We start from the raw sequence: 13610 nt of genomic DNA, 5'->3' as shown, positions 1-13610 counted from the left end.
TAAAAAGTCACAAAAAGTGAATAGCTAACCACTTTAACTCTATTTACAAATATCTCAAGTAGGCAATGGGATTAATTACCCGAGCCTGCTCCCAACTAATTTAGCAGTTGTTGCTGTAAAAAGGCACGACCTGCCGCTAAGCCTAATTTGTGATCATAGCGGAGATCTGAATCTGTACTACCCAGCAGTTTACTGCGTAATTTATCACCTGCAAAAATTTGTGTGATACGGGCATCACTTGGCGGGTTTGCAATGAAATCTAATTCATCTTGATAAGCTTGTTCGTGTTGAACCAAGTAATCAATGGTTTTAGGGCAATAACCCGATACGCAAACGAGTGATTTTAACTTATTTACCCATTCAGATTGCACTTGAAAGTTTTCATCAACAGTACGAATAACCACAATATCACGAGCACCACGATTATAGGCCTCTTTCACAGGTAAAGGTGCAGCTAAGCCCCCATCTAAATACATATCATGGACTAAATCAGTATTAGAGCTTTGAATAATGGCATCATTTGCGGCCTTGGTTGTTAGCCAAGGCGTTAAGTTAACGCCATCTTTATATAAAAACGGTAATGCGCTTGATGCTTTTAACAAGGCCAACCATTGCGTATCTTCACCATTCGGGCTCAAGTAATAGGGTTTACGATCAGCTGCGTTAGTGGTTGTGATCAACAGTTCGCGTTTGCCTAGGCTTTGCGTTGCTGTTTTAAAATCTAAGGCACGGTTTACTTCTTTGGTTTTATCAAAATACCAATCAAGGTCAACAATGCTTTTACCAAACAGCCCGCGGCCAAGTTGGAAAAAACGTTTATGCCGCGAAAGTCCTCTGATCAAACGTTTTGCATAGCCTTTTTGACGCGCTAAATAACTTGTTAAGTTTTGTGAGCCTGCTGATGTACCAATGAATAAATCGAATGGATCGTAATTATTTTCTAACCACGCATCGAGTACACCTGCGGTAAAAATCCCTCGTTGCCCACCACCTTCAGCGATTAATGCTGTTTTTGTTTGTGGTTCTACTGCGGCAATTGTTTGAGATTTCACGGTGCACCTTCCTAGGGTAATGGTTAATAAATGTATTGTATAAAGTTAAATTCAATCCTTAAAACGGATTATATAAATTGAATTAATCTATAAAACCGTTTGATAAATGAGTGTCAGGGCTTAAGCAATGCGCATAAAAACTCATTACACGCATTCACTATTTGCTAAACCGTATTAGCGCATGATGTATGCTAATATTTCCAGCGCATGTTGTCTGTCACTCAATTCATACAGGTCATTTGTAAAAATAAACTCATCAACCTGTAGCGTTTGTTTAATCATACTCAGCTTATGCTTAACGCTCGCTTGACCGCCAACGACTGAAAGACCTAAAAAGTTTTCTACTTGCATTTTTTCTTGCGCTGTCCACAACCCCTCCATTGTTTCAACTGGCTCTTTAAGCCAAAGTGGCTTGCCGCGCATAAGTGCTAAGATACGTTGTTTCGCTGTGGTTGCTAAAAACTGTGCTTGTTCGTCGGTGTCAGCGGCAACAACGGGTAAACCAAGCATGACGTATGGCTTATCTAATACCTCAGATGGTTGAAATTCTCTGCGATACAATGCAATGGCATCTTCAACAAATCGTGGCGCAAAATGCCCAGCAAATGCATATGGCAAACCTTTTTTTGCCGCAAGTCCAGCACTATAAAGACTTGAGCCCAGTAACCAGATTGGCACATTAGTATCTTCACCTGGGATTGCGCGTACTGGAGAATCACCTTTATATGGGCCAAGTAAAGCTTGCAGCTCAGTTACTTCATCATTGAAGTGCTCAGCGCGTTGTTCATCACGGCGCAAAGCACGGCTGGTAATTGGGTCACTACCTGGGGCTCGGCCTAGCCCTAAATCAATGCGACCGGGGTATAAACTCTCTAGGGTGCCAAATTGCTCAGCAACCACCAGCGGTGGGTGGTTAGGTAGCATCACTCCACCCGCACCTACGCGGATATTCTGAGTTTTACCTGCGATATGACCTATCAGTACTGAAGTTGCGGCACACACGATACCGCGCATATTATGATGCTCTGCCATCCAAAACCGATTAAAACCCAGTTTGTCGGCTGTTTGTGCATAGGTAACGCTATTTGCTAGTGTTTGCGAAACGGTTTCGTGCTCTTTCATTGGGCTCAATTCAAGCAATGAAAAAGGTGTGTTGCTAAGATCTGACATTCGCTCTCCAAAGTTTAACTCTTTATAATTAGTTAATGAGAGCGAATGGCTTTTTTTCAAATGCTAATTAGGCACGGCTTTGTTGCTGTTTTTCCACCTTTAGGCCATCAGCATCAATACCACGCTTCCAATAGGCCGATGCAACAATGTGTTCACGATCAATTTCAAAACTGCTTGTAATTAAACGGCGAATTGCCTTCACCAAATTTGCTTCTAGCGCCATAAACACCATAGGTTGCGCGTTATAACCTGCGCATAAGCGTGTTACTTGGTCGAGTAGATCTGTTTCTGGCTCATCTGTAACTAGCCATTCAACACTATGTTGGCTGTGTGCCTTAATTTTCTCAAGCTCAATGATGTCGGTTTTATCAGCAACATGAATAATAACATCGACAGTGGCATCTTGTGGCAGGGCTTGTAAGTAGCCATTGATTGCATTTACAGAGGTTAAATCTGCCAGCATTAAATAATGTGTTTGCGTAAAATCAGTGAGTTTTTTAGGGCCTGGACCTGCTATACCTACCTCGTCGCCTACACATGCATTTTGTGCCCAGTTGGTTGCAACACCTTGATGTTGGTTAACCACAAAATCGAGGGTAATTGCACCGTTAATGGGGTTGATATCACGAATAGTGTAAGAGCGCATTAATGCAGGATGCTCAGCGTGTAAATCAAGTTCAACCTTAGATTCACCGGCATGCGGGAGTAATACCTTTACGTACGCACCTTTTGCATCTTGTGGAAAATCGGCAAACTCCTCTGAGCCAACAACAATTCTTTGTAGATGCGGGGAAATACGTGTAGTACTTAATACGTTTGCACGACGAACTTTTCTAGCCATCTTTCTCTCCTAGCTGGTTAAATTGCACAACGCCCAAATAGTTGATATAGTCAACTATACGCTTTTGATTGACTTTGTCAACTAACTGAACTTAGGTGAACCATGCCACAAACCTCGCTTTCTTCTGCTTTATTTACACTGGCACAAAGTTACCGTGTCACTGTACGCGAAGCCATTAACGCCAACGAGCTTGGTCTTAATGCGCTGCATGTACGCTGTTTACATATCATTGCCGAAACACAGCACTGTACCGCTAATGATATTGTTACCAAAACAGGGCGTGATAAAGCACAAATAGCACGCTTAGTAAAAGAGCTTATAAAGCTTGAACTGGTTTCTAAATGTGCCGACGAAAACGATAAGCGCTGTTTAATTTTATCCTTTACTGATCAAGGTAACGCCCTGTTCTCGCGTTTAGAAGTTGCAGAGCAAGAGGTTGATGCCAAACTTTGCCACGGTTTAACTGATCAACAAGTACGTGATTTCATCGCTATTGCCACAACCATGATCGAAAATATCAATCACAACACGCTGTGATCTTATTGGCAAGATAACCACAAACCACTATACTGTACAAACGTACAGTATAGTGGTTTTGTTATGCGTGTTATTCCTATTTATATCGAAGCTGGCGTATGTGGTTTTGAATCACCGGCAGCACAATACAAAGAGCTAGGCTTATCATTAGATCAGCTATTGATTAAACACCCTGATGCAACATTTATTGGTATTGCCTCTGGCGAATCAATGCAAGGTGTGGGGATTTTTGATGGTGACTTATTACTGGTTGATCGCGCCGAAGATGTTAAAAATGGCGATGTCATTGTCGCGAATCTAAATGGTTTATTTGTTTGTAAGCTATTAGATAAACACAATGCTCAGTTATTATCAGCCTCGCCTAAATACCCCGCGGTGCAACTACGCCAATCGGATGAATTTCAGTTAGAAGGCGTTGTTACTCGCTCAATTCGCTTACATCGCAGTAGTAAAGAGCTATTAGCATGTACGCCTTAGTTGATGCTGTGGCCTTTTATGCCAGCGCCGAAAAAGTATTTGATCCGGCTATTCGTAGTAAACCGGTTGTGGTGCTCACCAACAACGATGGCTGTATTTGTGCCGTGTGCCCTATTGCACGAAAGCTGGCTATTCCAAAATTTCAGCCTTATTTTCAAGTAAAGAAAATACTCGAAGATAACCAAGTGGTGATCCGCTCATCTAACTATGAGCTGTATGCGGATTTAAGCGAGCGAATGATGAACGTGATTGGCCGCTTTTGCGATAATCAGCACATATATTCTATTGATGAATCATTTTTAAACTTTACTGGTTTCAATAAGCTTATTCACGACTGGCATCGTTATGGCCATGATATTCGCCGTACCGTATGGCGCGAAACAAAGCTACCTGTTGGGGTTGGATTTGGCCCAACAGCCACCCTTGCCAAAGCCGCCAATCATGCAGCTAAAAAACTCCCCGGCTTTGATGGCGTTGCAGTGATTGACTCAGAAGCTTCACGGATAACCATTTTAAAAGCCATGGAGGTACAAGATGTTTGGGGCGTTGGTCGACGCTTAGCTAAAAAACTCAAAGCAATGAATATCAATACGGCTTTTGATTTAGCCGAGCAAGATCCACGAAAAATGAAACGCCTGTTTAGTATTGTATTAGAGCGCACAGTGAACGAGTTACGCGGAAAAAGCTGCTTAGCCTGGGATGAAGTACGCCAAGACAAAAAAGAAATTTTTTCGACCCGCAGTTTTGGGGAGCGTATCACTGACGCCACCGCGCTGAAAACGGCACTAATCAATCATTGTGTCATTGTAGCAAGAAAACTACGTGCGCAAGGCTCACACACTCAACGCTTATTAATGTTTGTGGCCAGCTCTCCTCATCAAGATGGCTATTATAAAAAGTCCTATATTTATGAGTTTAGTGTCGCCACCGCCGATAGTTGTGTGTTTGCCAATGCTATCAGCGAGGTATTTGATCATCTCTATAAACCTGGGGTACGATTTTATAAATGTGGTGTAGGTGCCCTAGAGTTATCGAGCCACATGTTTCAGCAGCCTGATTTATTTCAAGCGCCTATCGATAACCCAAAACTGATGCAGTGTCTTGATAGCATTAACACCCGTTATGGCGTGGGTACTCTTGCCATAGCCAGCGAAACTCCTACGACCCGTTGGCATATGAAACGCGCGTACTTATCGCCTCATTACACAACCCGCTGGCATAACCTACCGAAAATACATTGTTAAAAGTAATGGAATAACTGTAGTTTTAACTGCTGCTCAGTACTTTGTTGGTTCTGATAAACATATGAACTTCTTAATCCCCAGTTTTGAGCAAGTGCAATTTGCCAATGAGCAGCAAGCTCAATTTGATGATTTGTGCTCGAATCATTAGCAAGCCAAAATCCCTGTGCTGTTAGTGCAAGTTTTTGCGCATCACTTGCTTGCCAAATTAAACCAAATTCTGTGCCAAGGCCAAGCGAGACTGAATCAGTAAGCTCTCCAGCTTGTAATAACGAAGACGCAAGAAAGTAACTTTGAAAGCCTGATGCATCACCGAATGATTTTCCATAACCGCCTTGTATGAAGGCTCTTCCCTTACGTTTATCGTCAGTAGGTTTACGGTCAAAACCAACACGCATGTTCCAAGACCAAGAGTCAAACAAACGATTATCTGGAGCTAACGACATTGCATCAATAAAATACACATGCTCTAAATAGACATTCCCCTCAGAGTCTAGATCTCCCTCTATATCAAAAAAGCTAATTTGCGCGCCAGGTATAAATCCACCAGCGTTATCTAACAAGTCATGGTACGCCATTCGATAACTAAAACCGTAGCGATTTTCTGAATACTTAAAATTATTAAATACTATTCCAAAACGACTAGAATCATGACCTTTTTCAGGGCTAATGCTGGGTGTTACAGGTCTTGCAAAGGGCGAAGGCAAAAGTAATTTACTACGCTGGTGCAGTAAGGCCGTTAATCTAGGCGCAATTGCTTCACGTTCTAAACCTTGGTCGTAGTATTGATAATTTAACCACTCGTATGCCATTTCAAGTACGGGCACAGCTTGTTCCGCTGTTAAAGAAAACCCACTGAGTGGTTCGCCATTTTTTAATTTACGTGCAATATCAATTTGTTCATCAGTCAACTGGCTTTCGTAGTTAATTAGCATGGTGCCAGATGCAGGACGATATCGAGGCATAGATAAAAGTTTGTGTTCAGCAAGTGCTTTGACAGTATCAGAAGGAATAGCATGACTAGAAAAATTATTAGTTAAGTTAAGATCATCACGTGCCACTTGCAATAGCGCTAATAATTGATAAGAACAATTTTCATCAATAAAAAAATAGTCAAATGTAGCCCATTGCAGTTCCCATAAATGTAGTAAAACACGTTGAATTTCAGATTCAGACAAAGCTAATTTATATTCCCACATATCACGGGATTCCAAATCATTATATTCACGAACCTTGCGATAATATGGCATTAATGTGAACTTACCAGGATACTGACCTATAAGCCCCTTAAGAGCATATAAAGCTGCATTATCAGTTGCATCAGGTTCAGCAGCAAAATTGACTGCAAAAGCAATCAGTTCTCTACTGCGAGTTTGATCTTTAGCATCAATTCGTAACAAGGTATGACCAAACATAGAAGCTGGATCATTCATAAAAGCGGTAGGAAAAACTAAAGTCATCCCCTTTGGGTTTATAAGCTTTTGCCATGTCTTAATTTCAGGGCAAGCTAACTCAGGCCACTCCGAATAAAAGCTTTGCTTTAACCATTGATAACGAGCAGGGAACTGACAAGTAACATCATTATTCTCACTCTGAAACGCTTCGATAGTAGCTAAAAGTTCAGCATGAGGATCAAACTTTCCATTAACCGAAAGAAAAAAGTTATGGCTATCAACCTCACTTTCATATGAACCCGAGATTGATTGCTGATAATGGCCTAATTTAAGCCAGTATGGATGGGATGCGATATTGTGTATTGTTGTAGCAGAATAAGCCGAGCTACTCAAAACAAACGAAGCAACAATAAGAAATTTAAACATAAAATAAAAAAGCCCTAAACGGGCTTTAGATAAGAATATTAACACTTAAGATAAAGTGTAAGAAGATAGCTGTGAGTCACTCGCTACAAGGTTATTAAGGTTTTCTAGTACAGTTTGAGAAGTAACATTTTCAGAAGTGAAAACGTGAGTAAACTGAGCCTGTACTAATTTATTAAACGCCGCTTTATCTTGAGCTTGAACACCCCAAACTTCCGCAAGTGTATCTAGTGATTCGCCTTCACCACGAGACATATCGCGCGCAAGTTGTTCCATGTTGCCATCAATAAATGTTGCTACTTTAGTTGACGCCGTAACAGTACCTGTACCATCACAACCTAACGTACCAAATGTGATACCAAAAGTTTGGTTACCAGATGTACCGTTTGTCGTCGCACCTAATACTTTAACAACTTTACCTTCTTGGCCTGCGAAAAGTTGCGAACCTAGACCACAGCCGATATCTTGATCAGCCATCGCATTAGAAAGTGGGAGGAGAGTAAGTGCAGAAATAGCAATAATTTTTTTCATATCCTGAATCCTTTAAGATAATTCGTTATTAGAATTAATAACGCATGAACAGCTTATCTATAAATAGCCTCAGTACAATAAGTAATTTCCGAAATTAGGAAAAAACACCGTTATATGATTAAAAATCAGCCAACTTAGCACCTAACAAAACACATAAATCGTTAGGGTCTATAGAAATCTCTAATCCACGTTTACCCGCGGAAACATATACTTTTTCATAATTAGATACTGATTGATGAACAAACGTCATTAATCGCTTTTTCTGACCTAGCGGACTCACCCCCCTAAAATATAACCTGTCGTGTTTTCGACTTTTTGTTGTGGAGCCATCTGCACTTTTTTAACCTTTGCCGCCTTTGCTAGCATTTTCAAGTTAACTTGCTGGCTAACTGGCACAATAGCAACCAAAAGCTGATGCTCAGTATCTTCAAGTACTAAAGTTTTAAATACTTGCTCAGCAGGGAGCTTTAGCTTCTCAACCGCTTCAAGGCCAAACTGTTGCTTTGAAGGATCATGTTGATAGCTGAGCACATCAAAATTAATACCTTTCTTTTGTAATAAATTAATAGCCGGTGTCATTACTTCTTCCAAATACTGAATGCTGAACGATAAAAAACATAACGTGAACGGTAATCTAAAAGCAATTAATCAAAACCTACAATCGTACTAATTTAAGTAAAATGAACTACACTTAAGTATAGACACTACGCAAGGTAATGAACATGTCTAGAGCTAATGGACTATATCTGGTTAAGCAGTTACTTATCATACTCACCCTGTTGTATACGATTAATTTTATCTGCAACGAATACTTAGCGTGGAACTCCTTTATTGATTGCCAAAATAAATGTCAAACACTTGGTCTAAATAAAGGGAAGATTCAAAAAACGGTATTCTCTGATGATGTAACATTGTGCAGATGTCTTGATGATTCTGCCTATTATGTTGTATTAGATTAAATCTGAAAATGCCGATTAGGAATAGGGTCAATTTAACGTATTATAAATTAGGTATTAATTTAACAAAGGAAGATAGATGTTTTTAGACTACTTTGCGCTGGTCATGCTAGTGTTTGTAACGGTAGTAATATTTTATGGTGTTATTGCCATTCACGATATTCCCTACGAAATTGCCAAAAAACGTAATCACCCTCACCAAGATGCCATCCATTATGCAGGCTGGGTTAGCCTGTTTACCCTACATGTGCTGTGGCCATTTTTATGGGTTTGGGCCACATTATGGCGTGATGACCGCGGCTGGGGGTTTAACCAAATTCAAAAGGAACAGGAAGACTTAGCTGAGAAAGTAGCAAGCCTGACAGCCACAGTGGCAGCACTACAAGCACAAATAAATGCTCAATCGAATAATAAAGAGAAATAGACTATGGATTTGTTATTAATACTCACTTATACCGCATTGTGCATTGGTATCTTTAAAGTGTTTAAAATCCCACTTAATAAATGGACAGTACCCACCGCGGTACTTGGTGGTGTGGTGCTGATAGGCGCTTTGATCCTGTTAATGAACTATAACCACCCACATTCAAATATGGCCAGCAGTGCCTATGTCACAACACCCATTGTGCCAAATGTACGTGGTACCGTTGAAGAGGTTGCAGTAAAGCCAAATCAGCCGGTTAAAAAAGGTGACTTATTGTTTCGCATAGACGATACCTTATATCGAGCCAAACTAAATCAAGCGATTGCCGCTTTGCAGGATGCAAAACAGTCTGTGCTCGGTTTAGAAGCGAGCTATAAATCAGCACAAGCCAGTGCCCTAATGGCTAAAGCTGAATATGATCGTAGCAAGAAAGAATACGAACGTTATGAAAAAGGCGCAAAAAGCGGTGCTTACTCAAAAGGCCAAGTTGATAATAAATTAGGGGTCTATTTAGCAGCAAAGGCAAGCTACGAAGCAGCACAAGCCGAAGAGTTACGTCAAAAACTAGCATTTGAGTCTGAAATAAACGGCGAACAAACTAAAATTGCCGCAGCTCGCGCTAATTTAGAGCAAGCTCAATTTAACTTAGACAGCACAAGCGTTTATGCACCTACCGATGGCTATGTAACACAACTAACATTACGCCCTGGGATGATTGCAGTCCCTATGCCATTACGCCCAGTAATGACCTTTGTGCACAAAGAAGATACCGTTTACGTCGCTGCATTTAGACAAAATTCACTATTAAGACTCGAACCAGGCTACAAAGCAGACTTTATCTTTAAAGCTATTCCTGGCAAAACCTTTGCAGGCGAAGTAATCGATGTATTACCTGCGATTGGTGAAGGGCAAGTGCAAGCACAAGGCACACTGATGGGCACTGAGTTTTTTGCTCGTCAAGGGCGCGCAATTGTCACCTTAAAAATCACCGATGACATGAGTGAATATCACCTGCCACAAGGAACAAGCACAGAAGTTGCAGTTTATTCAGAACACTTCGAACACGTATCAGTGATGCGTAAAGTATTGATCAGAATGAAAAGTTGGCAAAACTACCTATTCTTAGATCATTAAGGCATAAAAAAGGCGCTTATCAGCGCCTTTTTATTCTCGAACTCAAGTTACTTAACTAGAAGTTACTTAGTTAGGTCATCGAAGAATTTCTTCACACCATCAAAGAAACCTTTTTCTTTTGGACGGTTTTTAGAGCCATCTTTACCCATGCTTTGCTCAAGCTCTTCAAGCAATTCACGTTGACGTTCATTTAGATTCACTGGCGTTTCAATAACCACTTTACAGATCAAGTCACCTTGAGCGCCACTACGTACAGACTTAACACCTTTACCACGCATACGGAACATCTTGCCCGTTTGGCTTTCTGATGGGATCTTCAGTTTTGCACGACCATCAAGTGTCGGCACTTCAATTTCGCCACCCAGTGCTGCTGTCGTAAAGCTAATAGGCACTTCACAATACAGGTTATTACCATCACGTTGGAAAATCGGGTGTTCACGAACAGAAACCTGAACGTATAAATCACCTGCTGGCGCACCATGCATGCCCGCTTCACCTTCGCCTGATAGACGAATACGGTCACCTGTATCAACACCCGCTGGGATCTTCACTGATAAGGTCTTAGTTTTTTCTACGCGACCTTGACCATGACAGCTGTCACATGGATCAGAAATAATTTGACCTGTGCCCTGACACGTAGGGCATGTTTGCTGAACCGCGAAGAAACCTTGGCGCATTTGTACTTGACCTGCACCATGACAGGTAGTACATGTTTTTGGTTTAGAACCCGCTTTTGCACCGCTACCATCACATGGCTTACAGCTAACCCAAGTTGGTACTTTAATTTCGACATCTTTACCACGAACGGCCTCTTCAAGGCTTAAATCCATGTTGTAACGTAAGTCCGAACCACGTTGTTGACGCGATTGACGACGACCACCGCCACCACCAAAGATATCTCCAAACACATCACCGAAAATATCACCAAAATCACCATGACCGCCGCCGAAGCCACCGCCATGACCGCCACCACCTTGTTCAAAGGCTGCGTGACCATATTGATCATACATCTGACGTTTTTGGTCATCAGTTAGTACTTCGTAGGCTTCTTTTACTTCCTTGAATTTAGACTCAAGTTCTTTATCGCCTGCGGTACGGTCTGGATGATATTTCATCGCTAAGCGCTTATACGCTTTTTTTATGTCTCGTTCGCTGGCATCTTTGCTCACGCCGAGAACTTCATAATAATCGCTTTTTGACATATCTATCACACTACTCTTTTTACTGCAGTTACACTGCGTAAGGTAAGTCAAACGACTTTACCGTTTATATACATGCAAAAGGCGCGTCAAGCGAAATCGCTGGCGCGCCTCAATCATTTCATCCTAACTTAATTGGCTAAACAAAGCAGCCATTAATGCGTTAGGCAGAAGCGAAACAAGCAATTACTTGTCGTCTTTCACTTCTTCGAACTCTGCATCAACAACATCGTCGTCTTGTTTTGCAGAAGATTGTTGTGCACCTGCATCCGCACCACCTTGTTGTTGCTGTGCTTTAGCTTGTGCAATTTCCATTAGCTTTTGTGACTTCTCAGCAAGAGCTTGAGTTTTCGCTTCAATCTCTTCTTTGTTGTCACCTTTAATCGCCGCTTCTAGCTCAGTAAGCGCAGCTTCGATTGCTTCTTTATCTTCTGCAGGTAATGCATCACCCGCTTCTTCGATTTGCTTGCGTGTACCGTGAACCATTGCATCAGCTTGGTTACGAGTTGCTACTAGCTCTTCGAATTTCTTATCTTCTTCAGCGTGCGCTTCAGCATCACGAACCATTTTTTCTACTTCATCGTCGCTTAGACCTGAAGAAGCTTGGATTGTGATCTTCTGTTCTTTACCAGTATCTTTATCTTTAGCAGATACATGTAAGATACCGTCCGCATCTACGTCGAATGTTACTTCGATTTGTGGCGTACCACGTTGTGCTGGGCGAATACCTTCTAGGTTAAATTGACCTAGTGATTTATTATCGCTTGCACGCTTACGCTCACCTTGTAATACGTGAATCGTTACCGCTGATTGGTTGTCTTCGGCTGTTGAGAAAACTTGTGATTTCTTAGTAGGAATCGTCGTGTTTTTCTCGATTAGCGCAGTCATTACTTGACCCATAGTCTCGATACCTAGTGATAACGGAGATACATCAAGTAGAAGTACGTCTTTAACGTCACCAGCTAATACACCACCTTGAATCGCTGCACCTACTGCAACTGCTTCATCAGGGTTAACATCTTTACGTGGCTCTTTACCAAAGAACTCTGCAACTGTTTTTTGAACTAGAGGCATACGTGTTTGACCACCAACAAGGATGATGTCATTTACGTCGCTTACTGATAAATCAGCATCAGCTAGTGCACGCTTAAGTGGCTCAATTGACTTAGTTACTAAGTCTTCAACAAGTGACTCAAGTTTTGCACGAGTAACTTTCACGTTCATGTGCTTAGGACCTGTTGCGTCAGCAGTCACGTACGGTAAGTTAACTTCTGTTTGTTGTGCAGAAGAAAGTTCAATTTTCGCTTTTTCAGCAGCTTCTTTAACACGTTGCATTGCAAGCGGGTCGTTTTTAAGGTCGATACCTTGATCTTTCTTAAACTCTTCAACTAAGTAGTTGATAACACGGTTATCGAAATCTTCACCACCTAAGTGAGTGTCACCGTTAGTTGCTAACACTTCAAACGTGTGCTCGCCTTCAACTTCGTCGATTTCGATGATAGAGATATCGAAAGTACCACCACCTAAGTCGTATACTGCAACAACGTTTTCACCTTTATTTTTGTCCATGCCGTATGCAAGTGCAGCGGCAGTTGGCTCATTGATGATACGTTTAACTTCAAGACCAGCAATACGACCAGCATCTTTAGTCGCTTGACGTTGTGAGTCATTGAAGTATGCAGGTACTGTGATTACTGCTTCAGTAACCGCTTCACCAAGGAAGTCTTCTGCTGTTTTCTTCATTTTTTTCAGCACTTCTGCTGAAATTTGTGGTGCAGCACGTTTCTCGCCACGCGCTTCAACCCATGCATCACCGTTATCAGCTTTTACAATTTTAAAAGGCATGATACCGATATCACGTTGTACTTCTTCGTCTTCAAAACGACGACCAATTAAACGCTTGATTGCAAATAATGTGTTAGTTGGGTTAGTTACTGCTTGGCGTTTTGCAGGTTGACCAACTAATGTTTCACCGTCTTGCGTGTATGCAATGATCGATGGTGTTGTGCGATCGCCTTCCGCGTTTTCAATAACGCGTGCTTTATCACCGTCTAGTACTGCTACACAAGAGTTAGTAGTACCTAAATCGATTCCAATAATTCTACCCATGAATCTTCTCCAACTTCAAAATTCGTTAATACGTTCGATGACTAGTAAATAGGGATGCAGGAAACTGAATTCAACTATAAAAATGAAAAATTTTACTTTTTTTTGAAATTTTTTTTGAAATG

Annotated in this window: 12 protein-coding genes and 1 pseudogene; 5 read left to right on the top strand and 8 right to left on the bottom strand. The window is 41.4% G+C overall.

What is annotated here, in order from left to right; all coding sequences use genetic code 11:
• Nucleotides 1–95 precede the first annotated feature (95 nt).
• The 3 genes from ISP07_RS12125 to ISP07_RS12115 form a co-directional block, all read right to left on the bottom strand.
• The gene (locus ISP07_RS12125; protein ID WP_063530327.1) at nt 96–1052 is read right to left on the bottom strand and encodes a patatin-like phospholipase family protein; all 957 of its coding nucleotides are present in this window, start codon (nt 1050–1052) and stop codon (nt 96–98) included.
• 174 nt (nt 1053–1226) lie between these two features.
• A complete protein-coding gene (locus tag ISP07_RS12120; RefSeq protein ID WP_209327767.1) occupies nt 1227–2222 on the bottom strand; it encodes an LLM class flavin-dependent oxidoreductase in 996 nt (331 codons plus the stop codon).
• A gap of 67 nt (nt 2223–2289) precedes the next feature.
• The gene (locus ISP07_RS12115; RefSeq protein WP_209327766.1) at nt 2290–3063 is read right to left on the bottom strand and encodes a siderophore-interacting protein; all 774 of its coding nucleotides are present in this window, start codon (nt 3061–3063) and stop codon (nt 2290–2292) included.
• 102 nt (nt 3064–3165) lie between these two features.
• Between ISP07_RS12115 and ISP07_RS12110 the strand changes: the two genes are divergently transcribed.
• The 3 genes from ISP07_RS12110 to ISP07_RS12100 all read left to right on the top strand — a co-directional run bounded on the left by ISP07_RS12110 (nt 3166) and on the right by ISP07_RS12100 (nt 5321).
• Nucleotides 3166–3600 carry a MarR family winged helix-turn-helix transcriptional regulator gene (locus tag ISP07_RS12110; RefSeq protein WP_209327765.1) on the top strand — a complete coding sequence of 145 codons (435 nt, stop codon included), beginning with the start codon at nt 3166–3168 and terminating at the stop codon, nt 3598–3600.
• Between the two features lie 63 nt (nt 3601–3663).
• Nucleotides 3664–4077 carry a LexA family protein gene (locus ISP07_RS12105; protein WP_054552219.1) on the top strand — a complete coding sequence of 138 codons (414 nt, stop codon included), beginning with the start codon at nt 3664–3666 and terminating at the stop codon, nt 4075–4077.
• Entirely contained in the window at nt 4065–5321 is a 1257-nt protein-coding gene (locus tag ISP07_RS12100; protein ID WP_209327764.1) for a Y-family DNA polymerase, read from the top strand. The genes ISP07_RS12105 and ISP07_RS12100 overlap by 13 nt, the downstream gene beginning before the upstream one ends.
• On the opposite strand, the gene ISP07_RS12095 is transcribed toward ISP07_RS12100, so the two are convergent.
• The 3 genes and pseudogenes from ISP07_RS12095 to ybaK all read right to left on the bottom strand — a co-directional run bounded on the left by ISP07_RS12095 (nt 5318) and on the right by ybaK (nt 8245).
• The gene (locus tag ISP07_RS12095) at nt 5318–7138 is read right to left on the bottom strand and encodes a DUF4105 domain-containing protein (RefSeq protein ID WP_209327763.1); all 1821 of its coding nucleotides are present in this window, start codon (nt 7136–7138) and stop codon (nt 5318–5320) included. The genes ISP07_RS12100 and ISP07_RS12095 overlap by 4 nt on opposite strands.
• A gap of 45 nt (nt 7139–7183) precedes the next feature.
• Nucleotides 7184–7666, bottom strand: a complete 483-nt coding sequence (locus ISP07_RS12090) for a DUF3015 domain-containing protein (protein ID WP_054552216.1) — start codon at nt 7664–7666, stop codon at nt 7184–7186.
• Between the two features lie 118 nt (nt 7667–7784).
• Nucleotides 7785–8245 (bottom strand): annotated as a pseudogene (gene ybaK / locus ISP07_RS12085) (Cys-tRNA(Pro) deacylase).
• A gap of 456 nt (nt 8246–8701) precedes the next feature.
• On the opposite strand from ybaK, the gene ISP07_RS12080 reads away from it, so the two are divergent.
• On the top strand, nt 8702–9046 hold the full coding sequence (locus ISP07_RS12080) for a DUF3302 domain-containing protein (RefSeq protein ID WP_054552213.1): 345 nt from the start codon (nt 8702–8704) through the stop codon (nt 9044–9046).
• Between the two features lie 3 nt (nt 9047–9049).
• On the top strand, nt 9050–10180 hold the full coding sequence (locus ISP07_RS12075) for an HlyD family secretion protein (protein WP_187490382.1): 1131 nt from the start codon (nt 9050–9052) through the stop codon (nt 10178–10180).
• Between the two features lie 62 nt (nt 10181–10242).
• On the opposite strand, the gene dnaJ is transcribed toward ISP07_RS12075, so the two are convergent.
• Nucleotides 10243–11382: a molecular chaperone DnaJ gene (gene dnaJ / locus ISP07_RS12070; protein ID WP_209327762.1), complete on the bottom strand. Its 1140-nt coding sequence runs from the start codon at nt 11380–11382 to the stop codon at nt 10243–10245.
• Nucleotides 11383–11565: 183 nt separating this feature from the next.
• Nucleotides 11566–13488: a molecular chaperone DnaK gene (gene dnaK / locus ISP07_RS12065; RefSeq protein WP_138599790.1), complete on the bottom strand. Its 1923-nt coding sequence runs from the start codon at nt 13486–13488 to the stop codon at nt 11566–11568.
• Nucleotides 13489–13610 lie beyond the last annotated feature (122 nt).

The sequence above is a fragment of the Pseudoalteromonas sp. PA2MD11 genome (assembly GCF_017808125.1).
Lineage (GTDB): Bacteria > Pseudomonadota > Gammaproteobacteria > Enterobacterales > Alteromonadaceae > Pseudoalteromonas > Pseudoalteromonas simplex.
This window is presented reverse-complemented; position numbering and strand designations above follow the sequence as displayed.

Coding starts and splice junctions, on each gene's coding strand:
- ISP07_RS12120 (WP_209327767.1), bottom strand. CDS start 2,222: ATGTCAGATCTTAGCAACACACCTTTTTCATTGCTTGAATTGAGCCCA.
- ISP07_RS12115 (WP_209327766.1), bottom strand. CDS start 3,063: ATGGCTAGAAAAGTTCGTCGTGCAAACGTATTAAGTACTACACGTATT.
- ISP07_RS12110 (WP_209327765.1), top strand. CDS start 3,166: ATGCCACAAACCTCGCTTTCTTCTGCTTTATTTACACTGGCACAAAGT.
- ISP07_RS12105 (WP_054552219.1), top strand. CDS start 3,664: ATGCGTGTTATTCCTATTTATATCGAAGCTGGCGTATGTGGTTTTGAA.
- ISP07_RS12100 (WP_209327764.1), top strand. CDS start 4,065: ATGTACGCCTTAGTTGATGCTGTGGCCTTTTATGCCAGCGCCGAAAAA.
- ISP07_RS12095 (WP_209327763.1), bottom strand. CDS start 7,138: ATGTTTAAATTTCTTATTGTTGCTTCGTTTGTTTTGAGTAGCTCGGCT.
- ISP07_RS12090 (WP_054552216.1), bottom strand. CDS start 7,666: ATGAAAAAAATTATTGCTATTTCTGCACTTACTCTCCTCCCACTTTCT.
- ISP07_RS12080 (WP_054552213.1), top strand. CDS start 8,702: ATGTTTTTAGACTACTTTGCGCTGGTCATGCTAGTGTTTGTAACGGTA.
- ISP07_RS12075 (WP_187490382.1), top strand. CDS start 9,050: ATGGATTTGTTATTAATACTCACTTATACCGCATTGTGCATTGGTATC.
- dnaJ (WP_209327762.1), bottom strand. CDS start 11,382: ATGTCAAAAAGCGATTATTATGAAGTTCTCGGCGTGAGCAAAGATGCC.
- dnaK (WP_138599790.1), bottom strand. CDS start 13,488: ATGGGTAGAATTATTGGAATCGATTTAGGTACTACTAACTCTTGTGTA.